The organism is Caulobacter sp. GW821-FHT09A05, assembly GCF_059418465.1.
Genome location: NZ_JBWKPX010000001.1, coordinates 352,669 through 378,526, shown reverse-complemented (window position 1 = coordinate 378,526; position 25,858 = coordinate 352,669). Strand labels below are relative to the sequence as shown.

Annotated in this window: 23 protein-coding genes and 1 other RNA gene; 22 read left to right on the top strand and 2 right to left on the bottom strand. The window is 70.0% G+C overall.

Annotation, left to right across the window (positions count from 1 at the left end; all coding sequences use genetic code 11):
* Positions 1-437: 437 nt before the first annotated feature.
* A complete protein-coding gene (locus AC07NX_RS01715; protein WP_494638548.1) occupies positions 438-1,919 on the bottom strand; it encodes a flavin-containing monooxygenase in 1,482 nt (493 codons plus the stop codon).
* A 178-nt stretch (positions 1,920-2,097) separates the two neighbouring features.
* On the opposite strand from AC07NX_RS01715, the gene AC07NX_RS01710 reads away from it, so the two are divergent.
* The 15 genes from AC07NX_RS01710 to AC07NX_RS01640 all read left to right on the top strand — a co-directional run bounded on the left by AC07NX_RS01710 (position 2,098) and on the right by AC07NX_RS01640 (position 17,024).
* Positions 2,098-2,991: a DMT family transporter gene (locus AC07NX_RS01710; protein WP_494638546.1), complete on the top strand. Its 894-nt coding sequence runs from the start codon at positions 2,098-2,100 to the stop codon at positions 2,989-2,991.
* Complete coding sequence (locus AC07NX_RS01705; protein WP_494638544.1) at positions 2,988-3,719, top strand: N-acetylmuramoyl-L-alanine amidase; 732 nt, start codon at positions 2,988-2,990, stop codon at positions 3,717-3,719. Before AC07NX_RS01710 ends, AC07NX_RS01705 begins: the two co-directional genes overlap by 4 nt.
* On the top strand, positions 3,719-4,327 hold the full coding sequence (locus AC07NX_RS01700) for an FMN-binding negative transcriptional regulator (RefSeq protein WP_494638542.1): 609 nt from the start codon (positions 3,719-3,721) through the stop codon (positions 4,325-4,327). The genes AC07NX_RS01705 and AC07NX_RS01700 overlap by 1 nt, the downstream gene beginning before the upstream one ends.
* Before the next feature lie 34 nt (positions 4,328-4,361).
* Positions 4,362-4,761, top strand: an RNA gene (rnpB, locus tag AC07NX_RS01695) — RNase P RNA component class A.
* Positions 4,762-5,077: 316 nt separating this feature from the next.
* Positions 5,078-5,545 (top strand): division/cell wall cluster transcriptional repressor MraZ, encoded by a 468-nt coding sequence (locus tag AC07NX_RS01690; RefSeq protein WP_132091201.1) that lies wholly within the window; start codon positions 5,078-5,080, stop codon positions 5,543-5,545.
* Positions 5,542-6,504, top strand: coding sequence for a 16S rRNA (cytosine(1402)-N(4))-methyltransferase RsmH (gene rsmH / locus AC07NX_RS01685; protein ID WP_494638540.1), 963 nt, complete (start codon positions 5,542-5,544; stop codon positions 6,502-6,504). The genes AC07NX_RS01690 and rsmH overlap by 4 nt, the downstream gene beginning before the upstream one ends.
* Positions 6,501-6,944, top strand: a complete 444-nt coding sequence (ftsL, locus tag AC07NX_RS01680; protein ID WP_494638538.1) for a cell division protein FtsL — start codon at positions 6,501-6,503, stop codon at positions 6,942-6,944. The genes rsmH and ftsL overlap by 4 nt, the downstream gene beginning before the upstream one ends.
* Positions 6,941-8,695 carry a peptidoglycan D,D-transpeptidase FtsI family protein gene (locus tag AC07NX_RS01675; RefSeq protein WP_494638536.1) on the top strand — a complete coding sequence of 585 codons (1,755 nt, stop codon included), beginning with the start codon at positions 6,941-6,943 and terminating at the stop codon, positions 8,693-8,695. The genes ftsL and AC07NX_RS01675 overlap by 4 nt, the downstream gene beginning before the upstream one ends.
* Complete coding sequence (locus tag AC07NX_RS01670; RefSeq protein ID WP_494638534.1) at positions 8,692-10,149, top strand: UDP-N-acetylmuramoyl-L-alanyl-D-glutamate--2,6-diaminopimelate ligase; 1,458 nt, start codon at positions 8,692-8,694, stop codon at positions 10,147-10,149. Before AC07NX_RS01675 ends, AC07NX_RS01670 begins: the two co-directional genes overlap by 4 nt.
* Positions 10,142-11,530, top strand: coding sequence for a UDP-N-acetylmuramoyl-tripeptide--D-alanyl-D-alanine ligase (locus AC07NX_RS01665; RefSeq protein WP_494638532.1), 1,389 nt, complete (start codon positions 10,142-10,144; stop codon positions 11,528-11,530). Before AC07NX_RS01670 ends, AC07NX_RS01665 begins: the two co-directional genes overlap by 8 nt.
* On the top strand, positions 11,530-12,645 hold the full coding sequence (mraY, locus tag AC07NX_RS01660) for a phospho-N-acetylmuramoyl-pentapeptide-transferase (RefSeq protein ID WP_494638530.1): 1,116 nt from the start codon (positions 11,530-11,532) through the stop codon (positions 12,643-12,645). The genes AC07NX_RS01665 and mraY overlap by 1 nt, the downstream gene beginning before the upstream one ends.
* A gap of 13 nt (positions 12,646-12,658) precedes the next feature.
* The gene (gene murD, locus AC07NX_RS01655; RefSeq protein ID WP_494638528.1) at positions 12,659-14,077 is read left to right on the top strand and encodes a UDP-N-acetylmuramoyl-L-alanine--D-glutamate ligase; all 1,419 of its coding nucleotides are present in this window, start codon (positions 12,659-12,661) and stop codon (positions 14,075-14,077) included.
* A 227-nt stretch (positions 14,078-14,304) separates the two neighbouring features.
* Entirely contained in the window at positions 14,305-15,477 is a 1,173-nt protein-coding gene (gene ftsW, locus AC07NX_RS01650; protein WP_494638527.1) for a putative lipid II flippase FtsW, read from the top strand.
* A gap of 59 nt (positions 15,478-15,536) precedes the next feature.
* The gene (murG, locus tag AC07NX_RS01645) at positions 15,537-16,622 is read left to right on the top strand and encodes an undecaprenyldiphospho-muramoylpentapeptide beta-N-acetylglucosaminyltransferase (protein ID WP_494638525.1); all 1,086 of its coding nucleotides are present in this window, start codon (positions 15,537-15,539) and stop codon (positions 16,620-16,622) included.
* Between the two features lie 120 nt (positions 16,623-16,742).
* Positions 16,743-17,024: a hypothetical protein gene (locus AC07NX_RS01640; RefSeq protein WP_494638523.1), complete on the top strand. Its 282-nt coding sequence runs from the start codon at positions 16,743-16,745 to the stop codon at positions 17,022-17,024.
* A 98-nt stretch (positions 17,025-17,122) separates the two neighbouring features.
* Here AC07NX_RS01640 and AC07NX_RS01635 read toward each other — a convergent pair whose 3' ends face one another.
* Entirely contained in the window at positions 17,123-17,665 is a 543-nt protein-coding gene (locus AC07NX_RS01635) for a hypothetical protein (RefSeq protein WP_494638522.1), read from the bottom strand.
* A gap of 121 nt (positions 17,666-17,786) precedes the next feature.
* Between AC07NX_RS01635 and murC the strand changes: the two genes are divergently transcribed.
* The 7 genes from murC (at position 17,787) to AC07NX_RS01600 (ending at position 25,813) form a co-directional block, all read left to right on the top strand.
* Positions 17,787-19,205, top strand: coding sequence for a UDP-N-acetylmuramate--L-alanine ligase (gene murC / locus AC07NX_RS01630; protein ID WP_494638520.1), 1,419 nt, complete (start codon positions 17,787-17,789; stop codon positions 19,203-19,205).
* Positions 19,206-19,374: 169 nt separating this feature from the next.
* Complete coding sequence (murB, locus tag AC07NX_RS01625) at positions 19,375-20,277, top strand: UDP-N-acetylmuramate dehydrogenase (protein WP_494638518.1); 903 nt, start codon at positions 19,375-19,377, stop codon at positions 20,275-20,277.
* Positions 20,278-20,528: 251 nt separating this feature from the next.
* Positions 20,529-21,935, top strand: coding sequence for a M28 family peptidase (locus AC07NX_RS01620; RefSeq protein WP_494638516.1), 1,407 nt, complete (start codon positions 20,529-20,531; stop codon positions 21,933-21,935).
* A gap of 278 nt (positions 21,936-22,213) precedes the next feature.
* Entirely contained in the window at positions 22,214-23,173 is a 960-nt protein-coding gene (locus AC07NX_RS01615) for a D-alanine--D-alanine ligase (protein WP_494638514.1), read from the top strand.
* On the top strand, positions 23,142-24,053 hold the full coding sequence (locus tag AC07NX_RS01610; protein ID WP_494638512.1) for a cell division protein FtsQ/DivIB: 912 nt from the start codon (positions 23,142-23,144) through the stop codon (positions 24,051-24,053). Before AC07NX_RS01615 ends, AC07NX_RS01610 begins: the two co-directional genes overlap by 32 nt.
* Positions 24,054-24,084: 31 nt before the next feature.
* Positions 24,085-25,410, top strand: coding sequence for a cell division protein FtsA (gene ftsA / locus AC07NX_RS01605; RefSeq protein WP_494638511.1), 1,326 nt, complete (start codon positions 24,085-24,087; stop codon positions 25,408-25,410).
* Between the two features lie 112 nt (positions 25,411-25,522).
* Entirely contained in the window at positions 25,523-25,813 is a 291-nt protein-coding gene (locus AC07NX_RS01600; RefSeq protein WP_494638509.1) for a hypothetical protein, read from the top strand.
* The last annotated feature ends 45 nt before the right edge of the window (positions 25,814-25,858 follow it).

Below are 25,858 nucleotides of genomic sequence, written 5' to 3'. Positions count from 1 at the left end.
GGGGGCGATCGAGCGGGTAGCTCCGTCGGCGGTGCTGTCCGCGTGCGTAAAGGACAGGACCAACCTTGCGTCTCTGGTGCCGGTCGGGCCTGTTATACAGATACGACGTGACGTAGGGGCCGGTTGAGCAGCAGGCGAGCGGTGAAAGGCTCGCGGTCCGGGATCGGGTGTCGTTGACCTGGCCCGCCCGTCGGAGGCTTCAAGGCGGCGAGGCCCGAACAGGGCTCAGCGCCGCAGGCTTCCGGATAACGACCGCGCGGAGCGATCTGGGCTTCGTCGAAACGGTTACTCTTCAAACACTCCGGACGTCGTCCGGCGCTCCGCGACCCTTTCCATCGACTCAGCGGGTTTCCGCGTGAGGACGAGAGATCGTGCCGGTGAACACTTGCCCCCACCTGGCGGCTTCGCCGCCTGTCCGCCCCCATAGGGGGCGGAGCCTACGCGGCGACCTTCGCCGCCGCCGGGGCGCGGACCTTGGAGAACTCCATCACCCCGTCGTCGACCTTGCCGTAGCGCAGGGCCACCAGGTCCAGGGCGTAGTTCTGGTGCACCTTCCAGGGCGTCTTGGCGCCCTGCCGGGGCAGGACGGCCAGGGCGCGCTGGACGTAGCCCGACGAGAAGTCCAGCCAGGGCTCGATCTCCATCTCGCCCTCGGGCAGGCGCGGGGTGCAGATCCGGGTTCCCGTGCGGTCCATGTGCTTGAGCAGGCGGCAGACATATTCGGCCGTCAGGTCGGCCTTCAGGGTCCAGCTGGCGTTGGTGTAGCCGAAGGTCGAGGCCAGGTTCGGCACGTCGCTGAACATCATGCCCTTGTAGCTGGTGGTCTCGTGCGGCGCGATCCTTCGCCCATCGACCACCATCTCCATCTCGCCCAGCAGCTGCATGCGCAGGCCCGTGGCGGTGACGATGATGTCGGCCTCGAGGGTCTTGCCGGACTTCAGCAGCAGGCCGGTTTGCGTGAAGGTCTCGATCTGGTCGGTGACCACCGAGCAGGTCCCGGCCTTGATCGAGTCGAACAGGTCGGCGTCGGGCACCAGGCACAGCCGCTGGTCCCAGGGATTGTAGCGCGGCGTGAAGTGGGTCTCGATGTCGTAGTCGGGGCCCAGGTGCTCGCGCACCAGGCCCAGCAGCTGCTGCTTGGTCTTTTCCGGCTTCCTGCGGGCGATCCGGAAGAACAGCATCTGCATGGCCACGTTCTTCCAGCGGGTGATGTTATAGGCGGTCATGGCCGGCAGTCTGGCGCGCAGCCAGTTGGCGATCCCGTCCTCGGCCGGGCGGGAGACCACATAGGTCGGCGAGCGCTGCAGCATGGTCACGTGGCCGGCGGTCCTGGCCATTTCCGGCACCAGCGTCACGGCCGTCGCGCCGCTGCCGATCACCACCACCGTCTTGCCGGCGTAGTCGAGGTCCTCGGGCCAGTGCTGCGGGTGGACCAGCCGGCCCCGATAGCGATCGACGCCCGGGAAGTCGGGCGTGTAGCCGGCGTCGTAGTTGTAGTAGCCGCTGCACATCGACAGGAAGCCGCAGGTGAGCTTCACCGTCCGGCCGTCGTGCTCGGCCTCGACGGTCCAGGTGGCGGTCTGCGACGACCAGCTGGCCCGCCGCACCTTGTGGCCGAAGCGGATGCGCGGGGTGATCCCGTTTTCGTCGGCGGTCTCGCGGACATAGCGCAGGATCGAGGGGCCGTCGGCGATGGCCTTGGCCTCGCGCCACGGCTTGAAGGCGTAGCCCAGGGTGTACATGTCGCTGTCCGACCGGATGCCGGGATAGCGGAACAGGTCCCAGGTGCCGCCGATCGCCCCCCGCGCCTCGAGGATGGCGTAGGTCTTGCCCGGGCAGTCGCGCTGCAGGTGATAGGCCGCGCCGACGCCCGACAGGCCCGCGCCCACGATCAGTACGTCGAAATGCTCGATGGCCATCGTGCTTCCACCCTGAAGTCCACCCGGTCCGGTGGTCCGGACGCTCGCTTATGTGAACATTGTTCACCAGCAAACGACCGTTTAGGCCATCCGTCAACCGCGGCGGCGTCGGAGGCGACGTCCGCGCCGCCCGGTTTTCATTGCAAACCTTCCTCGGCGGCGCGTATGCGCTATCGTCATGTCCCTGCGCGACTTCGGCGTGCTGGTCCTGGTCTGCCTGGTCTGGGCCTGCAACAACATCATCTCCAAGATCGTGGTCGCCCACTGGGGCGTGCCGCCGCTGTTCTATGCGGCGGTGCGCTTCGCCATCGTCGCGGCGGTGACCCTGCCGTGGCTGCTGCCCGCGCCGCGGCCCGCCTGGCGGATCGTGGCGGTCGGCCTGCTGATGGGGGCGGGCAACTTCGCCCTGCTGTTCATGGGGTTCAAGACCGCCTCGCCGTCGGCCTCGGCGGTGGTGATCCAGCTGGGCGTGCCGTTCACCACCCTCCTGTCGATGCTGATGCTGGGCGAGAAGGTGCGCTGGAAGCGCGGCCTGGGCATCGCCCTGACCCTGACCGGCGCCGTGGTGGTGATGTGGAACCCGCAGGGGCTGCGGCTGTCGCCGGGCCTGTGGTTCATCGTCGCCTCGGCCTTCACCGGCTCGCTGGGGGCGGTGATGATGAAGCAGATCGAGGGGGTCAAGCCGCTGCAGTTCCAGGCCTGGGTCGGCGCGACCTCGGTCCTGCCGCTGGCGCTGCTGAGCTTGGCCACCGAGCCCGGCGGCCCGGACCTGGCCCTGAAGGCCGGCTGGCCGTTCCTGGCGGCCCTGCTGTTCTCGGCCCTGGTCGTCTCGGTCCTGGCCCACACCGCCTATTACGGCCTGATCCAGCGCCACGACGCCAACCTGGTCGCGCCGCTGACCCTGATGACCCCGCTGATGACCATTGGCCTGGGCGTGCTGATCACGCACGATCATTTCGACGCCCGGATGGGACTCGGCACGCTGCTCGCGCTAGTGGGGGTGCTGATCATCGCCCTGCGTGGGAACCAGGTGATGCCGCTGCTGATGCTGACGAGGAACCGCTCTCAATGACGTCGCCCAAGGGCCTGATCGACGCCCCGTCGCCGAACTTCGACGCGCGCAAGGCCGTGCCCGACACTGTCGTCCTGCACTATACCGGCATGGAGACCGGCGAGGCCGCCCTGGCCCGGCTGCGCGACCCCGAGGCCAAGGTCTCGGCCCACTACATGGTCGAGGAGGACGGGCGGGTCTTCCGACTGGTGCCCGAGGAGCGCCGCGCCTGGCACGCCGGCGCCGCCTTCTGGAAGGGCGTCAAGGACATCAACTCGGCCTCGATCGGGATTGAGATCGTCAATCCCGGCCACGAGTTCGGCTACCGCCCCTTCCCCGACGCCCAGGTCGCCGCGGTGATCAACCTGCTGGCCGACATCCGCTCGCGCTGGACCATCGACGATGACAGGATCATCGGCCATTCCGACATCGCCCCGGGCCGCAAGATCGACCCGGGCGAGCTGTTCCCCTGGAAGCGCCTGGCCCAGGCCGGCCACGGCCTGTGGGTCGAGCCGCCGCCGTCGCCCGGCGCGCCGCTGGGCCGGGGCGAGGAGGGGACCGGCGTCTTCGCCCTGCAGGCTGGCCTGACCCGCCTGGGCTACAACTGCGCGCCGTCGGGCCAGTACGACGAGTGGACCGAGACCGTGGTCGCGGCCTTCCAGCGCCACTGGCTGCAGACCCGCTTCGACGGCGTCGCCGACGGCGAGACCCGGGCGCGGCTGGTCGCCCTGCTGCGGGCGGCGGGCTGATGCATCCGGCCAAGCCCTTCCGGGTCGAGGATCGCGACGCGTTGCTGGTCTTCCTCCGCGCCCATCCGTTCGTGACGATCGCCGCCGCCGTGGGCGGCCGGCCGTTCACGGCCCAGGCGCCGGTGGTGGTCCGCGAACTGGACTTCGGCGAGGTCGCGCTGGACTTCCACCTGTCGCGCGGCAACGCCCTGGCGCCGTACGTCGTCCAGGGCTTTCGCGCCGTGGCCCTGGCCGTCGGCCCGGACGCCTATGTCAGCCCCGACTGGTACGGCAGCGAGGACCAGGTCCCGACCTGGAACTACGTCTCCGTCGAGGCCGAGGGCCTGATCGCGCCGCTCAGCGACGCCGAGTTCGTGGCGCTTCTCGACGACCTGTCGGCCCAGGAGGAGGCGCGCCTCCTGCCCAAGACACCCTGGACCCGCGACAAGATGAGCCCGGGCCGCTTCGAGGCCATTAGGCGCGGCATCATCGGCTGCCGGCTCGGCGTCGAGCGGCTGGAGGGGACCTTCAAGCTGTCGCAGAACAAGACCGACGCCGACCGCGCCGGCGTGGTCGCGGCCCTGGGCGATCATCCGATCGCGGACCTCATGAAGACGCACGACGCTTGACCCCGCGCCCCGCGGACGTCACTTAGGCCCCGGACCAGATGGTCGGGCGGCCGCGGTCTTCGCAAGAAGGTCGAGGAAAGTCCGGGCTCCACGGTGACAAGGCGGCGGGTAACGCCCGCCGGGAGCGATCCCAGGGATAGCGCCACAGAAAGCAAACCTCCTCCCCACGGGGCGGGAAGGGTGAAAGGGTGGGGTAAGAGCCCACCGCGGACCTGGCAACAGGGACGGCATGGCAAGCCCCGCCTGGAGCAAGACCGAATAGGGACCCCGCGCCGGCCTCGCGTCGGATAGGCCGTCACTGGCCGAGAGGGTCCGGGTAGGTCGCGAGAACCGTCCAGCGATGGGCGGTCCAGAGGAATGGCCGTCTCGCGGCCGTCTTTCCTTCGGGAGGGGCGGGCGTCAGACAGAACCCGGCTTACAGACCATCTGGTCCATTTCGTCCCCCGCCCGGGACGCGCAAAAAAGTGGGTTTCAGCCCCACCTCTCCCCAAGAACTCGTCAGCGTGGCCACGCGGTCCCCTTGCCAGCAAGGTCGCTCGCAGAGTCTAGGGTCGGCGAAATCTTAATAAGTTCCATGTATGTTCTGTGGATAGATTCTGGCGATCTGTGAAAGAGCGTCGCGACACCTTTGTTTTGACGGTCAAACGGCCGTTGGTGTCATTGTGTCCCAATCAATCCCATGTTAACCCATCTCGTGTCGGGGCGGTCGTGGCAGGGCGTCCGGCGGCGGGCTTTAACAGGGGTAGCGAGGTGTTTCTCTCGACGTTCGAGAAGCAGCTGGACAGCAAGCGGCGCATCGTCGTGCCGCAGGACTTCCGCGCCGCGCTCTCGGGTCCGTTCGACGGGATCTTCTGCTTCCCCTCCATCGAGGCCGACTGCCTGGAAGCCGGCGGAAAGGCCCTGTTCGACCGCTATCAGGGCGTGATCGACGAGCTGCCGTTCGGCGATCCGCTGCGCTCGGCCCTGGAGACCAGTGTGCTGGGCGGCATGGCCCGGCTGTCGTTCGACACCGCCGGCCGCATCACCCTGCCCGACACCCTGTGCGAGATGTTCGGCCTGACCGACTGGGTGGCGGTGGTCGGCCTGGGCGAGCGGTTCCAGATCTGGTCGCGCGAGGCCTTCCAGGCCCATCGCGCCGCCCAGCGCGAACTGGCCCGCGACGGCCTGGCCGCCCTGCGCGCCCAGCAGCGCGTCGCCCGGATCGGGGGCGCGGCATGACCGACTTCGAAGCCGTCCAGCAAGCCGGCGCGCCGCACGTCTCGGTGCTGCTCGACGAGGTGGTCTCGGCCCTGGCCTCGGGCCCTGGCGACGTGGTCGTGGACGGCACGTTCGGAGCTGGCGGCTACACCCGCGCCATCCTGGCGACCGGGGCCTCGGTGGTCGCCTTCGACCGTGATCCGAGCGTCCAGCGCTTCGCCGCCGAGTTTTCCGCGACGGATGGTCGCTTTCGGCTGATTCAGGACCGGTTCTCGCAAATCACCGCGTATCTGGAGGATGCGTCGGTGGACGGCGTGACCCTGGATCTTGGCGTGTCTTCCATGCAGCTCGATGAGGCTGAGCGCGGCTTCTCCTTCATGCGCGACGGTCCGCTGGACATGCGCATGGGCGACGACGGCCCCACCGCCGCCGACCTCGTCAACGAACTGGACCCGGTCGAGCTGGCCCGCATCCTCTATGTCTACGGCGAGGAGCACGCCTCGCGCCGCATCGCCAGCTTCATCGTCAAGCGCCGGGCCGAACGACCGTTCACGCGGACCCTGGACCTGGCCGCCGTGATCGAGCGCGCCCTGGGCGGCCGCAAGGGCGCCAAGGTCCATCCCGCCACCCGCTCGTTCCAGGGCCTGCGGATCGCCGTCAACGCCGAGCTGGAGGAGCTGGAGGCCGGCCTCGCCGCCGCCGAGCGCGTGCTCAAGCCGGGCGGCCGGCTGGCGGTGGTCACCTTCCACTCGCTGGAAGACCGTATCGTCAAGAATTTCCTGGCCGAGCGGGCCGGCCGCACGCCGGGCGGGTCGCGGCACGCGCCGCCGGTCGCGGCCGGCGCGCCGGCCAGCTTCCAGCTGATCTCGTCCAAGGCGATCGCGCCGGGCGAGGCCGAGCTGGCGGTCAATCCGCGCGCCCGCTCCTCCAAGCTGCGCGCTGCCGTGCGCACGCCGGCTCCGGTCTGGAGCGCCGCATGAGCCTGTCGAGCATGTTCGACCGCCGCGTGCGGGGCTTCCGGGTCGTGGAGCTGGTCTGCCTGACGATCCTGCTGGTGCTGGTGCTGGGCGTCTACATGGCCAAGACCTTCGCCGGCCGCGAGCGAGCCCAGATCGCCGAGGTCGAGCGCCAGATCGACGACGAGAAGATCCGCGTGCGCCTGCTCAAGGCCGAGGTCGCCTATCTGGAGCAGCCGCGCCGCATCGAACAGCTGGCCCAGCGGCTGCAGCTGGCCCCGATCAAGCCCGAGCACGAGACCACCGAGGACGCCCTGATCGACGTGGCGCGCCACGCCCCGGCCGCCCACGCCCCGGCCTCGCCGACCGCGGCGGCCAATACCGAGGCGGCGGCCGCCGAGGCTCCCGAGGCGACGCCCGACGACGATCCGACGCCGGAACAGGCCACGGAGGCGCCGCGATGAGCCTGGCCAATCTCGCCCCCGGCGGCGCGCCCGCGGCCTGGCGCTGGCTGATCGAGCGGGTCTGGCGGCTGGAGCACGCCTTCGAGCGCTCGCGCGCCGCCGCGCGGCCCGAGGACGACACCCGCATCCGCATCTTCTTCGTCATGGCCATCTTCGGCCTGGCCTTCACCGTGCTGGCCCTGGGCGCCACCTGGGCGGCGGTGTTCTCCAAGGTCGGCGGCAACGGCTACCTGGCCTCGACCGACGGGGCGCGGGGCGACCTGGTCGACCGCAACGGCCAGCTGCTGGCCGTCGACCTGACCCACTACGCCCTCTACATCAATCCCAAGGACGTCTGGGACGCCAAGGCCACGCGCAAGGCCCTGGCCAAGGCCCTGCCCCAGGTGCCGGCCAAGCGCCTGGACCAGGTGGTGTTCGCCGACCGCCGCGGCTTCCTGGTCGGCGGCATGACCCCGGCCGAGAAGGACGCGGTCTTCGACCTGGGCCTGCCCGGCGTCGAGTTCGAGGAGCAGGCCGCCCGGGTCTATCCGCTGGGGGCCAGCGCCGCCCACTTCATCGGCTTCGTCGACAAGGGCGGCAAGGGCCTGTCCGGCGCCGAGAAGGCCCTGGACGAGCCGGTGCGCGAGGCCGCCGCCAAGGGGCCGGACGGGGCGATCCCGCTGTCGATCGACCTGCGCGTCCAGGCCGCCCTGGAGGACGAGGTCCGCAAGGCCGCCATCGAGTTCCAGGCCAAGGACGCGGTCGGCATCGTCACCAACGTCCATACCGGCGAGATCCTCGGCCTGGTCAGCTATCCGGACTACGATCCCAACCAGCTGAACCAGGCGTCCGCCGAGCAGATGACCAACCACGCGGCCGCCTCGGTCTACGAGATGGGCTCGACCTTCAAGGCCTTCACCGTGGCCATCGGCCTGGACACCGGCGCGGCGACCCCGGCCTCGACCTTCGACGCCCGCGAGCCGTTCAAGCTGGGCTACCGGACGATCCACGACTTCCACGCCGCCCGGAAGATCCTGACCCTGGTCGAGGTGTTCCAGCACTCGTCCAACATCGGCACCGCCATGCTGGCCGAGCGGATCGGCGGCGAGCGCCTGAGTCGCTACTTCAACGCCCTGGGCCTGACCAAGCCGGCCAAGGTGGAGCTGCTGGAATCGGCCCGGCCGCTGACCCCGAAGAAGTGGGACGACGACGCCGTCGCCTCCACCTCGTTCGGCCACGGCATCAATGTCTCGCCCCTGGCCCTGGCCCAGGCGATGGGCGCGCTGCTGAACGGCGGCACGCTGCAGCCGCTGACCATCCACAAGCTGGCGCCCGGCGTGCGTCCGGAGGCGCCGCGCGCCATCTCGGAGGAGACCTCCCAGCAGATGCTGCAGATCATGCGGGCCAACGTCACCGGCGGCAGCGGCAAGTCGGCCAACATCCCGGGCCTGTCGGTCGGCGGCAAGACCGGCACCGGCGAGAAGTACGACCCGGCCATCCGTGGCTACAACCACCAGCGCCAGGTCTCGTCGTTCGCGGCGGTGTTCCCCACCAACAACGCGCTGGAGGCCGACCGCTATTTCGTGCTGGTGCTGCTGGACGAGCCCAAAGGGAGCGCCGCGTCGAAAGGTTTCTCGACCGGCGGCTGGGTGGCCGCGCCGGCCGCCGGCCGGGTCATCGACCGCATCGCCCCGTTCCTCGGCGTGCGCCGCCAGACCGACATCTTCACCGTGGCCCAACAGCCGAAAGCCGCACCGGAGGCGGGACTTTGAGCAAGACGCTTTCGCAGATCCTGAACCGGCCCTGCGCGGTCGACCCCGTGATCGCCGGGGTCACCGCCGACAGCCGCAAGGTGCGTGACGGCTTCCTGTTCGCCGCCCTGCCGGGCAGCAAGGTCGACGGCCGCGACTTCATCCCCGGCGCGATCGCCTCGGGCGCGGCCGCCATCCTGGCGCCGGACGACGTCGAGGGCTTGTCCGTGCCGGTCGTCCACGCCGGCGACCTGCGCCGCGCCTACGCCCTGGCCGCCGCCCAGTTCTGGGCCGAGCAGCCGGCCACCTGCGTGGCGGTGACGGGCACCAACGGCAAGACCTCGGTCGCCGGCTTCTGCCGCCAGATCTACGCCCGGCTGGGCCGCAAGGCCGCCAGCATGGGCACCCTGGGCGTCGTGGTCAGCGAGGCCGGCAAGCCGGACCGGCAGCTGACCCCGCCGGGCCTGACCACGCCGGACGCCGCCGACGTCGCCGAGATGATGGCCCGCCTGGCCGCCGAGGGCGTCACCCACCTGGCGGTCGAGGCCTCGTCGCACGGGATCGACCAGCGCCGCCTGGACGGCGTGCGCCTGGCCGCCGCCGGCTTCACCAACTTCACCCAGGACCACCTGGACTATCACGGCACCATGGGCTGCTACCGCGCGGCCAAGCTGCGATTGTTCGAGACCCTGCTGCCGCGCGCCCGCACCGCCGTGCTGAACGCCGACAGCGACGCTTTCCCGGCCTTCGCCTCGGCCGCCGTGACCTCGGGCCAGACCGTGCTGACCGTCGGCCACGACGGGCAGGGGTTGAAGCTGGTCGAGCGCACGCCCGTGCCGCAGGGCCAGCGCCTGAAGATCGCCGCTCGGGGCCGCGCGTTCGACGTGCTGCTGCCGCTGGCCGGCGACTTCCAGGCGTCCAACGTGCTGGTCGCGGCCGGCCTGGTCCTGGCCACCGGCGAGGACCTCGAGGCGACGATCGCCGCCCTGGAGCACCTGGAAGGCGCGGCCGGCCGGCTGCAGCGGGTCGGGACCGGCGCGCGCGGCGGCGAGGCCTATGTCGACTACGCCCACACTCCCGACGGCCTGGAGACGGTGCTGGCCGCCCTGCGCCCGCACACCCGCGGCAAGCTGATCGTGGTGTTCGGGGCCGGCGGCGACCGCGACCGCGGCAAGCGTCCCCTGATGGGCGAGATCGCCGCGCGCCTGGCCGACGTGGCCATCGTCACCGACGACAACCCGCGCTCGGAGGAGCCCGCCTCGATCCGCGCCGCCATCCTGGCCGCCGCGCCCGGCGCGAAGGAATATGGCGACCGCCGCGAGGCGATCCGGGCCGGCGCGGCCCTGCTGGCCGAGGGCGACGTCCTGGTGGTGGCCGGCAAGGGCCACGAGCAGGGCCAGCTGGTGGCCGGGGTGAACCATCCGTTCGACGACGTGACCGAAACGGCCCAGGCTCTGGAGGCCGTCCATGCGTGAGATCCTCTGGACCGCCGACGAGATCGCCGCCGCCACCGGCGGCCAGGTGCTGGCCGACTTCGAGGCCACGGGCGTGTCGATCGACAGCCGGAGCCTGGAGCCCGGCGACCTGTTCGTGGCGCTGACCGGCGCGCGGGACGGCCATGAGTTCGTCGTCCAGACCGCCGACAAGGGCGCGGCCGGGGCGCTGATCTCCAGGCCGGTGGCCATCCCGGCCGTGCTGGTCGAGGACACCTTCCGCGGGCTGGAGCGCCTGGGCGTCGCCGCCCGCGAACGCGCGCCCCAGGCCCGGCGCGGCGCCGTGACCGGCTCGGTCGGCAAGACCAGCGTCACCCGCGCCGTCGAGGCCGGCCTGCGCCGGGCGGGCAAGGCCCACGCCTCGGTCAAGTCGTACAACAACCATATCGGCGTGCCCCTGACCCTGGCCCGCATGCCGCGCGACACCCAGCGGGCGGTGTTCGAGGTCGGCATGAACCACGCCGACGAGATCACCCCGCTGTCGGGCTTCATCAAGCCGCACGCGGTGGCGATCACCACCGTCGGCCCCGTCCACCTGGAGAACTTCGCCGACGGCGAGGAGGGCGTGGCCCGGGCCAAGGCCGAGATCTTCGCCGGCCTGGAGCCGAACGGCGTGGCCGTGCTGAACGCCGACAATCCGTGGTTCGGCCTGCTGAAGGCCGAGGCCGAGAAGGCCGGCGCCCAGGTCTGGAGTTTCGGCACGGGCGAGGGCCTCACCGCCCAGCTGACCGTGTTCGCCGCCGGTGCGAACGGCGCCCAGGTCACCGCCGTCCTGCGCGGCGAGACCATCCATTTCCCGATCCTGCAGACCGGCGTCCACTGGGGCCTCAACAGCCTGTGCGTGCTGCTGATGCTGGAGGCCCTGGACGTCGACCGCGAGACCGCCCTGGCGGCCCTGGCCGAGTTCGAGCCGATCGAGGGCCGCGGCGCCGAGCGCCTGGTCAGGGTTCCCGGCGGGACCTTCACCCTGGTCGACGAGAGCTACAACGCCAATCCGGTCTCGATGCAGGCCGCCCTGAAGACCCTGGGCGCGCGCGCGGTCGCCGGCCGGCGCATCGTCGTCCTCACCGACATGCTGGAGCTCGGCCCGCAAAGCGCCCGATTCCACGGCGATCTAGCCGACCCGATCGCGGCGGCCGGCATCGACCTGGTGTTCTGCGCCGGACCGTTAATGAAATCTTTATGGGAAGCGCTTCCGCCGACTCGGCGAGGCGCGTACGCCCAAAGCGCCGCCGAACTCGCGCCCCAGGTCGCTTCGGCGATGCGGGCGGGCGACGTGGTGATGGTGAAGGGTTCGAACGGGTCGAAGGCGGGGGCCGTGGCCGCCGCCCTGGGCGCGCTCGACCTCGAAGGACAGGACTGATGCTGTATTTCCTCTACGAGTGGCTGTCGCGGGGCGGGCACGAGCATGTGCCGGTCCTGAACCTGCTCAAGTACCTGACCTTCCGCACCGGCATGTCGATGCTGACGGCCTATATCGTCGCCGTCGCCATGGGCTCGCGCTTCATCCGCTGGATGAAGGCCAAGCAGGGCAAGGGCCAGCCGATCCGCACCGACGGCATCGCCCGCCACGTCACCGAGAAGGCCGGCACCCCCACCATGGGCGGCTTCATGATCCTGGCCGGCCTGTTCGTCGGCTCGCTGCTGTTCGGCGACCTCAAGAACGTCCACGTCTGGGTGGTGCTGGGCATCACCGCCGCCTTCGGCGTGCTGGGCTTCATGGACGACTACGCCAAGGTCACCAAGCAGACGACCGCCGGCCTCTCCAGCGGCCAGAAGCTGGTCGCCCAGTTCATCGTCTCGATCCTGGCCGCGGTGGTGCTGATCCTCTTCGCGCCGCAGTCGCCCACCACGCCGGGCCTGGAGACCTCGGTGGTCTTCCCGATCCTCAAGAACCTGGTGATCAACCTCGGCTGGTTCTACGTGGCCTTCGCCGCGATCACGATCGCCGGCTTCTCCAACGCCGTGAACCTGACTGACGGCCTGGACGGCCTGGCCATCGTGCCGGTGATGTTCGCCGCCTCGACCTTCGGCCTGATCGCCTACCTGGTCGGCAACGTGAAGTTCGCCGACTATCTGAACCTGCACTACGTGCCCAGCGTCGGCGAGCTGGCCGTGCTGTGCGGCGCGATCATCGGCGGCGGCATGGGCTTCCTCTGGTACAACGCCCCGCCGGCCAAGATCTTCATGGGCGACACCGGCTCGCTGGCCCTGGGCGGCGCCCTGGGCTCGATCGCCGTCTGCGCCAAGCACGAGCTGGTCCTGGGCATCGTCGGCGGCCTGTTCGTGGCCGAGGCGCTCTCCGTGATGATCCAGGTCGCCTACTTCAAGAAGACCGGCAAGCGCATCTTCCTGATGGCGCCGATCCACCACCATTTCGAGAAGCTCGGCTGGGCCGAGAGCACCGTCGTCGTCCGCTTCTGGATCGTGGCGATGATGCTCAGTTTCGTCGGCCTCGCCACCCTGAAGCTGAGATAGGAAGGGGCGCGCCATGATCCCGGTCCGCGGTTTCGAGGGCAAGACCGTCGCCGTGTTCGGCCTTGGCCGGACGGGGCTGACGGCCGCGCGCGCGCTGATCGCCGGCGGGGCCAAGGTGGCGCTGTGGGACGAGAAGCCCGCCAGCCGCGAGGCGGCCGTGGCCGAGGGCCTCAGCGTCGTCGACCTGTCCACGGCCGACTGGAGCCAGTTCGCCGCCCTGATGCTGTCGCCGGGCGTGCCCCTGACCCATCCCAAGCCGCACTGGACGGTGACCAAGGCCAAGGCGGCCGGGGTCGAGGTGCTGGGCGACATTGAGCTGTTCGCCCGCACGGTCAACGCCGCGCCCGAGCACAAGAAGCCCAAGATCGTCGCCATCACCGGCACCAACGGCAAGTCGACCACCACCGCCCTGATCGGCCACCTGTGCCGCCAGGCCGGCCGCGACACCCGGGTGGGCGGCAATATCGGCGAGGGCGTGCTGGGCCTGGAGGACATGCACGGCGGCGCCGTCTACGTGCTCGAGCTCTCGTCCTACCAGCTGGACCTGACCTCCAGCCTCAAGCCCGACGCCGTCGTGCTGCTGAACATCTCGCCCGACCACCTGGACCGCCACGGCGGCATGGACGGCTATATCGCCGCCAAGCGCCGGATCTTCCTGAACCAGGGCAAGGGCGACACCGCGATCATCGGGGTCGACGATCCCTGGTGCCAGCAGATCTGCACCGAGATCACCGCCGCCAACCGCCGGACCATCTGGCCGATCAGCGCCGGCAAGGCCATGGGCCGGGGCGTCTACGCCCTGCAGGGCGTGCTGTACGACGCCACCGGCGAGCGGGTGACCGAGATGGCCGACCTGCTGCGCGCCCGCAGCCTGCCCGGCCGCCACAACTGGCAGAACGCCGCGGCCGCCTACGCCGCCGCCCGCGCCCTGGGCGTCCCGTCGCACCAGGCGGTGGACGGCCTGATGACCTTCCCGGGCCTGGCCCACCGGATGGAGACGGTCGGCAGGATCGGCAAGGTCCGCTTCGTCAACGACAGCAAGGCCACCAACGCCGACGCCGCCCGCCAGGCGATGTCGTCCTACCCCAGGTTCTACTGGATCGCCGGCGGCGTGCCCAAGGTCGGCGGCATCGACGACCTGGTCGACCTGTTCCCGCGCGTCGCCGGCGCCTACCTGATCGGCCAGGCGGCCGAGGACTTCGGCAGGACGCTGGAGGGCAGGGCCCCGGCGCGCCAGTGCGGCGACATCGAGACGGCGGTGGCCGCCGCCTATGCCGACGCCACGGCGTCGGGCGAGGAGGCCATCGTCCTGCTGTCGCCGGCCTGCGCCTCGTTCGACCAGTTCGCCGACTTCGAGCAGCGGGGCGAGGCGTTCCGCGCGGCGGTCATGGGGCTGGGCAAGGCGCCGGCTTCGGCGGCCAAGCGGGCTTAGAATTATAGATCCGCTCATCCCGGCGAATGCCGGGACCCAGATGGGATGGCTTTGGGGCTGACGCCAAGAGCGCTGAGTTCGTCCAATCAGCCACCCAGCTTTGGGATCTGGGTCCCGGCTTCCGCCGGGATGAGCGGAATGAAAGGATGGGTACAGGTGAAAAAGGTCACACCTCGCGTAACCGCCACAACAACACTCGATTAACCCTAAGCTCCGACTCTCCGGCCATGACGTTCCAGACCACCCACGCCTTCGCCCGCACCGACCGCTCGCGGCTGGGCGTCTGGTGGTGGACGACCGATCACTGGCTGCTGGGCGCCACGGCGGTCCTGATGACGGTGGGCGTGCTGCTGTCGTTCGCCTCCAGCCCGGCGGCCGCCGCGCGGATCGGCATCGACGACCAGTTCCACTTCGCGGTGCGCCAGTGCGTGTTCGGCCTGGGCGCGGCGATGATCGTGCTGTCGGTGTCGATGCTCAGCCCGCGGGGCATCCGCCGCTCGGCCTTCTTCATCTACATCATCGCCATCGGGGTGATGGCGGCCCTGCCGTTCATCGGCCACAGCGCCAAGGGCGCGGCCCGCTGGCTGCTGATCGGCGGCTTCACCTTCCAGCCGTCGGAATTCATGAAGCCGGCCCTGATCGTGCTGGTCTCGTGGATGTTCGCCGAGGGGCAGAAGGGCGAGGGGGTGCCGGGGGTGTCGATCGCCTTCGCCCTCTATTTCATCGCCGTGGCCCTGCTGCTGGTCCAGCCCGACGTCGGCCAGACCGTGCTGATCACCATCGCCTTCGGGGCCGCCTTCTGGATGGCCGGGGTGCCGATCTCGTGGATCATGGGTCTGGGCGCCGTCGCCGTCGGCGGCCTGATGTCGACCTACTTCCTGTTCGACCACGTCCACGCCCGGGTGCAGAAGTTCCTCAGCCCCGACCAGGCCGACACCCACCAGATCACCCGCGCCGCCGAGGCCATCCACGCCGGCGGCCTGTTCGGGCGCGGCCCGGGCGAGGGGGTGATGAAGCGCCACGTGCCCGACCTGCACACCGACTTCATCTATTCGGTGGCCGCCGAGGAATACGGGCTGGTGTTCTCCCTGGCCCTGATCACCCTGTTCGCCTTCATCGTGGTGCGCGGCCTGTACAAGGCCATGAAGCTGACCGACACCTTCGAGCAGGTGGCCGCCTCGGGCCTGTTCGTGCTGGTGGGCCAGCAGGCCTTCATCAACGTGGCCGTGAACCTGAACATGATCCCGACCAAGGGCATGACCCTGCCCTTCATCAGCTATGGCGGCTCGTCGATGCTGGCCATGGGCCTGACCCTGGGCATGGCCCTGGCGTTGACGCGCAAGCGTCCGGGGGCCTATGGCGGGGCGGGAGAGTTCGACCAGGCGGGGGGCCTGGCCTAGGAGTCTCCGAGGAGAGCCGCCTTGCCCGTCATTCGCTCGCGTACCGGAGCCGTCCCACAATGAGCAAGCTGGCTGTCGTCGCCGCCGGGGGCACCGGCGGACACCTGTTCCCCGCCCAGGCCCTGGCCGAGGCCCTGGCCGCCCGCGGCTGGCGCATCGTGCTGGCCACCGACGAGCGCGGCGCGCTCTATGCCGACAAGTTCCCGGCCCAGGAGCGTCTGGCCCTTTCGGCCGCCACCGCCAAGGCCGGCGACCCGGTCGGCATGCTCAAGGCCGGCGTGGCGGTCTGGCGGGGCGTGAACCAGGCCAAGGCTGCGTTCAGGCGGCTGGACCCCGCCGTGGTCGTGGGCTTCGGCGGCTATCCCGCCCTGCCGGCCCTGCTGGGCGCCCTGGCCCAGAAGCGGCCCACGGTGATCCACGAGCAGAACGCGGTGCTGGGCCGGGTGAACCGCTTTCTGGCGTCCCGGGTCGACGAGGTCGCCTGCGCCTTCCCGACCCTGCAGCGGGCCAAGCCCTCGGTGAAGGCCCGCGCCCACGTCGTGGGCAACCCCGTGCGGCCGCCGGTGCGCGCCCTCTACGACGTGCCCTACCTGCCGCCCGAGGTGCAGCTGCGCATCCTGGTCACCGGCGGCAGCCAGGGCGCGCGCCTGCTGTCCGAACTGATCCCCGAGGCCGTCGCCAAGCTGCCCGAGGAGATCCGCGGCCGCCTGAAGGTGTTCCAGCAGGCCCGCGCCGAGAGCATGGAAGGGGCCCGCAAGACCTATCGCAACGCCATGGTCGAGTGCGAGGTCGCGCCGTTCTTCCGCGACATGGCCGGCTATCTGCGCCAGGCCCACCTGGTGATCGGCCGCTCGGGGGCCTCGACCTGCACCGAGCTGGCCGTGGCTGGCCGCCCGTCGATCCTGGTGCCGCTGAAGATCGCCGCCGACGACCACCAGCGCTTCAACGCCCGCCTGCTCGAGGAGGCGGGCGGCGCGGCGGTCTGCCTGGAGGACGAACTGACCGTCGACGCCATGGCCGGCGCCCTGAACGCCCTGCTCAAGGACCCGGAGCGCCTGGCCAAGATGGCCGAGGGCGCGCGGTCGGTCGCGAAGCCGGATGCGGCGGAGGACCTGGCGGATCTGGTGGAGAAGACGGCGCGGTAGGGACCGTCGCGGCTCCGAAAGATTGTAATGTAAGGAATGCTCTCCAGGATTGATCTGGGGCTTGATCTGATGGACGGTCAAGCTGCGCGCCTGTCGCGCTTTTCAGATGGGAGAGTTTCGATGACCATCCGCATCAAGGCGGTTCTCGCCGGCGTGGCGACCGCCTTCGTCGCCCTGGGCGCTCCGGTCGCCATGGCCGAGGATCCGCTGACCGCCTACACCTACACCTACTACGCCGACGCGGCGAAGACGCAGGTTCTCGGACAGGTCAGCGACCAGGGCTGCGGCCAGGTGGGCGACTACGTCTATGTCGTCCGCGCCAATGTTCCGTCTCCGTACTATGACGCCGAACCGATCTTCGTCTGCACGGGCGGCGGACCGACCCTCCCCGGGGACTGGTAAGGGGCCGGCGACCCGCCGCGCCTTCCGAGGCGCGAACGCCAGGCCGGTCGCGGGAAGTCGCGATCGGCCGATCGCCCCGGCGTGTCGCCGGCGCCGATCTAGGGTTCGGCGCCGGTCTCGATCAGGGGGCGGCCGACCTTCACCGCGTCCTCGACGCTGGTCATCACGGGAACCTTGGCGAACGGCCGCCAGCCGTCGCAGGCCACCTTGGCCACCGCCTCGTCCGCGCCGCCCGCCGGGATCGCCGCCGCGGGCCGCTGGTCGCCCGTCACCGGTCCTTCACGTCCGCCCGCCCGGATGCTGCCGAAGCCGGCGTGGGCGATCGTCCGCGCTTCGCAGTCGATGACCTCGTGGCGCCAGCCGCCCCAGAAGGCCTCGCTCCCGGCGGTGAAGCCGTCCTCGGCCACCTGCAGCACGCGCAGGCGCGCCGTCCGCCCCGTCCAGGCGATCCCGCCCATGTCCACGAAGGTGGCGAACCGGCCGACGTCGGCCAGGCGCAGCTCAAGCGGGGGCTGCGCCAGGGCAGGCGAGGCGAGGGCCAGGGCCAGAATGGCGGCTGACAGGCAGAGCGGCGGAACTCGTCCTTCGACAGGCTCAGGATGAGGTCTATTGATCGGCTTGGGGTTCCTGCGGCCGCGCATTGAAATCCTCATCCTGAGCCTGTCGAAGGACGAGGATTTTCACGCACTGACCGGCAAAATCCACGCGATCTGCACCAAACAGCCCGTTCCACCCCGTCGCCAAATCGTCTAATCGGGCTGGATGATCCAGCGTCGACGACCCGTCCCCTTCGAACTTGGCCCCGTGCACTTCATCGGCATCGGCGGCATTGGCATGTCCGGCATCGCCGAGATCATGATCCGCATCGGCTACACCGTGCAGGGCAGCGACGCCAAGGCCAGCGCCAATACCGAGCGGCTTTCGAGCCTGGGCGCGCGGATCTTCATCGGCCACGACGCGGCCCATGTCGAAGGCGCCTCGGCCGTCGTCTATTCGACCGCGGTCAAGGCCGACAATCCCGAGATGGTGGCCGGCCGCGACAAGCGCCTGCCGCTGGTGCGCCGCGCCGAGATGCTGGCCGAGCTGATGAGACTGCAGTTCTCGGTGGCCGTGGGCGGCACGCACGGCAAGACCACCACCACCTCGATGGTCGCCGCCCTGCTGGACGCCGGCGCCCTGGACCCCACCGTGGTCAACGGCGGCATCATCAACGCCTACGGCACCAACGCCAAGGTCGGCGAGGGCGACTGGATCGTGGTCGAGGCCGATGAGAGCGACGGGTCGTTCCTCAAGCTGAAGTCCACCGTGGCCATCGTCACCAATATCGACGCCGAGCACCTGGACCACTGGGGCGACTTCGACGCGGTCAAGAAGGGCTTCCGCGACTTCGTCGAGAACATCCCGTTCTACGGCTTCGCGGCGGTCTGCACCGACCATCCGGAGGTCCAGGCCCTGACCGCCCGGATCGAGAACCGCCGGCTGGTCACCTACGGCACCAATCCCCAGGCCGAGGTCCGCGTCAGCAACATCGCCATGGGGCCGGACGGCGCGACCTTCGACATCGTCGTCTCGCCGCTGTCGGGCGAACAGATCCGTTACGAAGGCCTGAAGATGCCGATGGCGGGCCACCACAACGTGCTCAACGCCACCGCCGCCGTGGCCGTGGCCCGCGAGCTGGGGGTCGACGCCGAGGCCATCCGCGCCGGCCTGGCCGGCTTCGGCGGGGTCAAGCGCCGCTTCACCACCACCGGCGTGGCCAATGGGATCCGGATCGTCGACGACTACGGCCACCATCCGGTCGAGATCGCCGCCGTGCTGAAGGCCGCCCGCGCGGTCTCGACCGGCAAGGTGATCGCCGTGGTCCAGCCCCACCGCTTCACCCGCTTGCGCGACCTGATGACCGAGTTCAGCTCGTGCTTCAACGACGCCGACACGGTGATCGTCGCCGACGTCTACACGGCCGGCGAGCAGCCGATCGAGGGCGTCGACCGCGACCACCTGGTCGACGGCCTCAAGAAGTTCGGCCACCGCCGCGCCCTGGCCCTGGAAAGCCCCGCCGCCCTGCCGGCCCTGGTCGCCGCCGAGGCCCAGTCCGGCGACCTGGTCGTGCTGCTGGGGGCCGGCGACATCACGTCGTGGGCCTATGCTCTGCCGGGTCAGCTGGAAGCGCTGGCCAAGTGAAGCGGGCGCTCCTGAATCCCTTCTCCCCTTGCGGGAGAAGGTGGCGCGAAGCGCCGGATGAGGGGTTGAAGGCCAAGACAACCGCGTACAGCATCGCCGCCGGTGCGACCCCTCATCCGTCGGCTGCGCCGACACCTTCTCCCGCAAGGGGAGAAGGAGAGAGTTTCCGATGACCTGGAAAACCCAACTCCCCGCCGTTCGCGGCAAGCTGCTGGTCGACGAGGCTCTGGCGCCGTTCACCTGGTTCCGGGTCGGCGGCCCGGCCGACGTGGTGTTCCTGCCGGCCGACGAGCAGGACCTGGCCGATTTCCTGAAGGCCCTCGACCCCGCCGTGCCGGTGCTGGCCATCGGCGTGGGCTCCAACCTGCTGGTCCGCGACGGCGGCGTCGAGGGGGTGGTGATCCGGCTGGGCAAGGGCTTCAACACCGTCGAGGCCCTGGGCGACCATCGCATCAAGGCCGGGAGCGCCGTGCCCGACGCCATCCTGGCCCGCAAGGCGGCCGACGCCGGCGTCGCGGGGCTGGAGTTCTACGCCGGCATCCCCGGCACGGTCGGCGGCGCGGTGATCATGAACGCCGGGTGCTACGGCTCGGAGACCGTCAACGTCGTGAAATCCGTCCGGGTCATGGACCGGGCCGGCCAGGTGCGCGAGCTGACGGTCGAGGACCTGCACTACACCTACCGCCACAGCGCCTTGCAGGACGGCGAGACCATGATCGTGCTGGACGCGATCTTCGAAGGAACGGCCGACGAGCCTTCCGAGATCAAGTCCCGCATGCGCGCCATCACCGAGCGTCGCGAGACCACCCAGCCGATCCGCGAGAAGACCGGCGGCTCGACCTTCAAGAACCCGCCGGGCCATTCCTCCTGGAAACTGGTCGATGAGGCCGGCTGGCGCGGGCGGCTCTATGGCGGGGCGATGTTCAGTCCGCTGCACAGCAACTTCCTGATCAACACCGGCGAGGCCACCGCCGCCGACCTGGAAGGCCTGGGCGACACCGTCCGCGCCGACGTGCTGGCCAAGACCGGGATCCAGCTGGACTGGGAGATCAAGCGGATCGGGCGGCTTTAGCCTTTCAACCCGCTCATCCCGGCGAATGCCGGGACCCAGATCCCATAGCGGGGTGGATGATTGGAAGAGCTCAGCGCTCTTGGCTTTAGCCACGCCGCCATTCCATCTGGGTCCCGGCATTCGCCGGGATGAGCGGAGGTGGGGATTGTGCGCAAACCCCAAGCACCTCAAAGGTTACGGATAGTTCATCCGGTTGTTGCCTATTCCCGGCGCATAGCGGTGCTATGAACCCCTCGAACGAGGGAGATTTCATGCGCCTGCTCCGTACCCTGCTGACCGCCGCCGCCGTTTCCACCCTGATGGCCGGGGCCGCTCAGGCTCAAGACGCCAAGACCGCGGAGGCCCTGCGCGACAAGGCCCTGCTGGACCGCACCGCCTGGGACGTCACCGAGGACCTGACCACCAATATCGGCCCGCGCCTGGTCGGCTCGCCGGCCATGGCCCGCGCCAAGGACTGGTCGGTGGCCAAGTTCAAGGCCCTGGGCTTCACCAACGTCAAGGTCGAGGAATTCGCCAAGCCGTCGTGGACGCGCGGCGAGGAGAGCGCCGAGCTGGTCGCCCCCTATCCGATGAAGCTCGACATCGTCGGCCTGGGCCGCACGGTGCCGACCCCCGCCGCCGGGATCGAGGCCGAGGTGGCGCTGTTCAAGACCTATGCCGAGCTGATCGCCGCGCCGGAAAGCGCCGTGAAGGGCAAGATCGTGGTGATCACCCAGCCGATGGTCCGCGCCCAGGACGGGGCCGGCTACGGCGTGGCCGGCATCTCGCGCCGATCCGGCCCGGTCGAGGCCGCCAAGCGCGGCGCCGTCGGCCTGCTGATCCGCTCGATCTCGACCTCGGACTCCACCGTGCCGCACACCGGCGTCACGGCCTTCGGCGACGGCGTGGTCTCGATCCCCTCGGCCGCCCTGGGCGTGCCCGAGGCCGAACAGCTGGAGCGCCTGGCCGCCAAGGGCCCGCTGCGCATCAAGCTGAAGCTGGTCTCGACCGTCGATCCGGCCGATGTGGCCTGGAACATCTCGGGCGAGATCAAGGGCTCGGAGAAGCCCGACGAGGTGATCGTCATCGGCGGCCACCTGGACAGCTGGGATGTCGGCACCGGCGCCCTGGACGACGCCACGGGCATCGCCATCACCACGGCCGCGGCCAAGCTGATCGGCGACCTGCCCAAGCATCCCAAACGCACCATCCGCGTGGTGATGTTCGGCTCGGAAGAGAGCGGCGGCTCGTCGGAGGCCTATCTGGCCGCCCACAAGGACGAACTGCCCAAGATCGTCCTGGCCGGCGAGAGCGACACCGGCGCCGACCGCGTCTACAGCCTGCAGATCGCAAAGGGCGCGGCCGAGCATCCGGCCATGAAGACCGCCGTGCGCGTTCTGGCCCCGCTGAAGATCTACCTGGACCGCAACCCGCCGGCCCACGCCGGCGCCGACATCGCCGGCTTGGAGGAGTCGGGCGTGCCGGTGGTCGCCCTGAACCAGGACGCCAGCCGCTACTTCGACTACCACCACACCATGGACGACACCCTCAACAAGGTGCGCCCGGACGAACTGGCCCAGAACGTCGCCGCCTGGGCCAGCTTCATCTACCTGGTGGCCGACAGCGACATCGACTTCCGGGCCCTGAGCGCGGCGGCCCCGCCGGCTCCGGCGCACTGAGATCCGCTGGGGACTGGCGCCTATGCCTGTCCCCGGACGGGGCTCAATCAAGGTTCGTTTTCAAGGTTGTCATCCCGGAAAGCGCGCAGCGCTTGTCCGGGACCCAGGTGAACCGCAAGGCATAAGCCCAGTCCCCTGGGGCCCGGACAGCCTCTGCGAGGCTTCCGGGATGACAACATTTGTGAATGGCGAAGACTTCATCTTCACCGAGAAGGGGTTCACGCAAACGCCTTCGGCTCTCCCTCACGCCTCCACATCTCGAGGCTAACGCTGGGGCCATGACCCCCAAACCCCTCGCCAATCACCACATCGTTGTCCTGCTCGGCGGACCCTCGGCCGAGCGCGAGGTCAGCCTGGTCACCGGGGCGGCTTGCGCCGCCGCGCTGGAGCGGCTGGGGGCGCGGGTCAGCCGCGTCGACCCGGGTCCCGACATCGCCCAGGTCCTGGCCGCCCTCGCGCCCGATCTGGTGTTCAACGGCCTGCACGGCCGCTGGGGCGAGGACGGCTGCGCGCAGGGCGTGCTGGAGACCCTGGGCCTGGCCTACACCCACTCCGGGGTCCTGGCCTCGGCCCTGGCCATGGACAAGGCCAGGTCCAAGGCCGTGCTGGCGGCCGCCGGAATCCCGGTGCCCGGCGGCGGCCTGTTCAACCGCCACGATGTCGCGCGCGACCATGTGATGCAGCCGCCCTACGTGGTCAAACCCAACGCCGAGGGCTCGTCCGTCGGGGTGTTCGTCGTGGGCGAGGGCGCCAACGGGCCGCCGCGCGACGTCGGCGCGCCGGATTGGACTTTCGGGGAAGAGGTGATGGTCGAGCCCTACATCCCAGGATTGGAGCTGTCGGTCGCGATCCTGGACGGGACAACGGGTCCCAGGGCCCTGGCGGTCACCGAAATCCGCTCGTCCACAGGTTTCTACGACTACCACGCCAAGTACGCGGAAGGCGGTTCGATCCACGTCCTGCCCGCCCCGATTCCGGACCACGTCAGAGATCGGGCCCTGCATCTGGCCAAGCTTGGCCATGCAAGTCTTGGTTGCCGAGGGGTGACCAGGGCGGACTTCCGTTATGACGGAATTAACGACCTTCTGGTCCTTCTAGAGGTCAATACGCAACCCGGCATGACACCCACTTCGCTCGTCCCCGAGCAGGCGGACCACGCCGGCGTTTCGTTTGATCGTTTAGTGTTCTGGATCGTGGAGGACGCTTATGCCCGCAAGCGTGCGGGGGGGACCGCGTAAGCCAACGCGCCCCCGGGCCGAAGGGCCCGCAAGTCCGAAGGCTCGACCGGCCGCGCGCGGCGCCGCGCCGCCGGCTGGAAAGCTGCAGGCCGCGCGCGGCGGCGTGGGCGTGTCGCCCGGCCTGGCGCTGAGCGTGGCCGGCGGCGCCCTGGTCGTCGCCCTGGTCGCCACCCTGGCCACCGGCCACCGGGCCGAGCGCCTGGGCCAGGCCATGGCCCGCGGCGTCGACGGCGAGTTCGCCGACCTCGGCTTCAAGCTGAAGACCGTGCACATCGAGGGCGCCTCGCCGATGGCCAAGGCCGACATCCTCAACGCCACGGCCCTGTATCAAGACCAGCCGACCCTGGGCCTGGACCTAGCCGACCTGCGCGCGCGGGTCGAGGGCGTGGGCTGGGTCAAGTCCGCCAAGGTCGTGCGCCTGCTGCCCGACACCGTGTTCATCTCCGTCGAGGAGCGCCCGGCCCTGGCCGTCTGGCAGCATTCCGGCGCCATGCGGGTGATCGACGGCGAGGGCCGCATCATCCGCGAGGCCGACGCCGCGCGCTTCCCGCAGCTGCCGCTGGTGGTGGGGCAGGGCGCCGACCAGGCCGCCGGCGCCATCCTGCCGGCCGTCAACGCCCGGCCGCGCCTGCGTGACCGCCTGGAGGCCCTGGTGCGCGTCGACGACCGCCGCTGGGACCTGCGCCTGAAAGATGGTTCGCTGATCCAGCTGCCGGCCATTGACGAAGAGTCCGCGCTGATTCAATTGGATCAACTCGATCAACGACAACGAATCCTCGATCTCGGTTTCGCGCGCATCGACCTGCGCGACCCCGAGATGGTGGCCGTAAGGCCTCGCGACGCGGTGCTGCCCGGGCAGCCCGTGGCCGGAGGGGCCTGATCATGAACTTGTGTGTGAGGTGACTTTAGCGATGTCGCGACTGGATGACCGGAAGCAAGCCCGCGAAGGCTTGAAGGCGACGCTCGTGCGTCAGCCGGCGGTCGCGGCCGTCGACCTTGGCGCGTCCAAGGTCACCTGCTTCATCATGAGGGCCGACGGGGTCCATCGCGACAACCGCACCCTGACCACGGCCGGGGTCGGCTATGTGCAGTCGCGCGGCGTGCGCGGCGGGGCGATCGTCAATCTGGACGAGGCCGCCCAGGCCATCGCCCAGGCCGTCGAGCGGGCCGAGACCGTGGCCGGCGTCAACGTCCAGGGGGTCAGCGTCTGCACGGCCGGCGGCCAGCTGGCCAGTCACCGCGTCCACACCCAGGTGTCGCTGGGCGCCCGGCCGATCGGCGACGGCGACCTGTCGCGCGCCATCGCCTCGGCCCTGGCCCAGGTCCGCATCCCCGGCCGCAAGCCGATCCACCTGCTGCCGATCGCCTGGTCGGTGGACGGCCAGCGCGGCATCCGCGACCCACGCGCCATGTTCGGCCGCGCCCTGGGCCTGGAGCTGCTGGTCGTCTCGATCAACGAGAACGTCTTCCACACCCTGGCCCACTGCGTCGAGCGCGCCCACCTCAGCTTCGAGGGCGTGGTCGCCGCGCCCTTCGCCTCGGCCCTGGCGGCCCTGGAGGAGGACGAGATGGACCTGGGCGCGGTGTGCATCGACATGGGCGGCGGCTCGACCTCGGTGGCGGTGTTCAACAACGGCGCCCTGTGCCACGTCGACAGCCTGGCCGTCGGCGGCGGGCACGTGACCCAGGACATCGCCCGCGGCCTGCAGACCTCGGTCGCCGGCGCCGAGCGCATCAAGACCCTGCACGGCAGCGCCATCGCCTCGGCCAACGAGGACCGCGAGATGATCGAGGCCCCGCCGCGCGGCGACGATCCGGGCGCCGGCCCGGTGATCGCGCCCCGGTCCCTGCTGAAGGGCATCATCCAGCCCCGCGTCGAGGAGACGTTGGAGCTGCTGCGCGAGCGGCTGAAGGCCTCGGGCGCGCCGGTCGAGCCGGGCGCGGGCATCGTCCTGACCGGCGGCGCCAGCCAGCTGGCCGGCGTGCGCGAGGTGGCCGTGCGCGTCTTCGACCGTCCGGTCCGCCTGGGCCGTCCGCGCCGGGTGCCGCACCTGGCCGACGCCGCCTCCGGCCCGGCCTTCTGCGCCGCGGCCGGCGTCCTGCACCGCTCGGCCTTCGGTCCGCGCGAGGTGGTCTCGCCCAAGGCCCTGGCCGGGGCGGCCATCCGCAAGCGCCCGCTCGACCCCAACGCCAGCCCGGTCGCCCGGGCCGCGGCCTGGCTGCGCGACAATCTTTGAAACAGAAGCCCGTCTTCTCGTCGTGAAATGACGCGGATGCGCCGCTACAACGGACACGCTCATCGTCCGCACGGGTGTGGAAATCGGACACAGGGGTGCGTAGCGTGACTTCATGGATACGCGTCCGAAAATCAGACTAGAGCCGTTACGCGAGATTGGTTTTCGAGACTGGGATCCGATCGGAGCAGGCGTGCCAGCGGATGAGTACGATACCTACCTGCTCAAGGCCGCCGGGCAGATCGCCAACGGCAGATCAGACGATGCTGTTGCCGAATACCTCGTGTCAGTAGAAGTCGAGGAGATGGGTCTCGGCTCTGCTCCTGATCTCCAGAAGCGTGCACTCGCTGTGGCTTCCGCCATCCGCTCCTATGTCCAGTCGTTGGGCTATCCAAAGTCTGCTTAGGGTGGGTTACCGACCTTGAACTGATGCCGGACAGCGGACACTCTG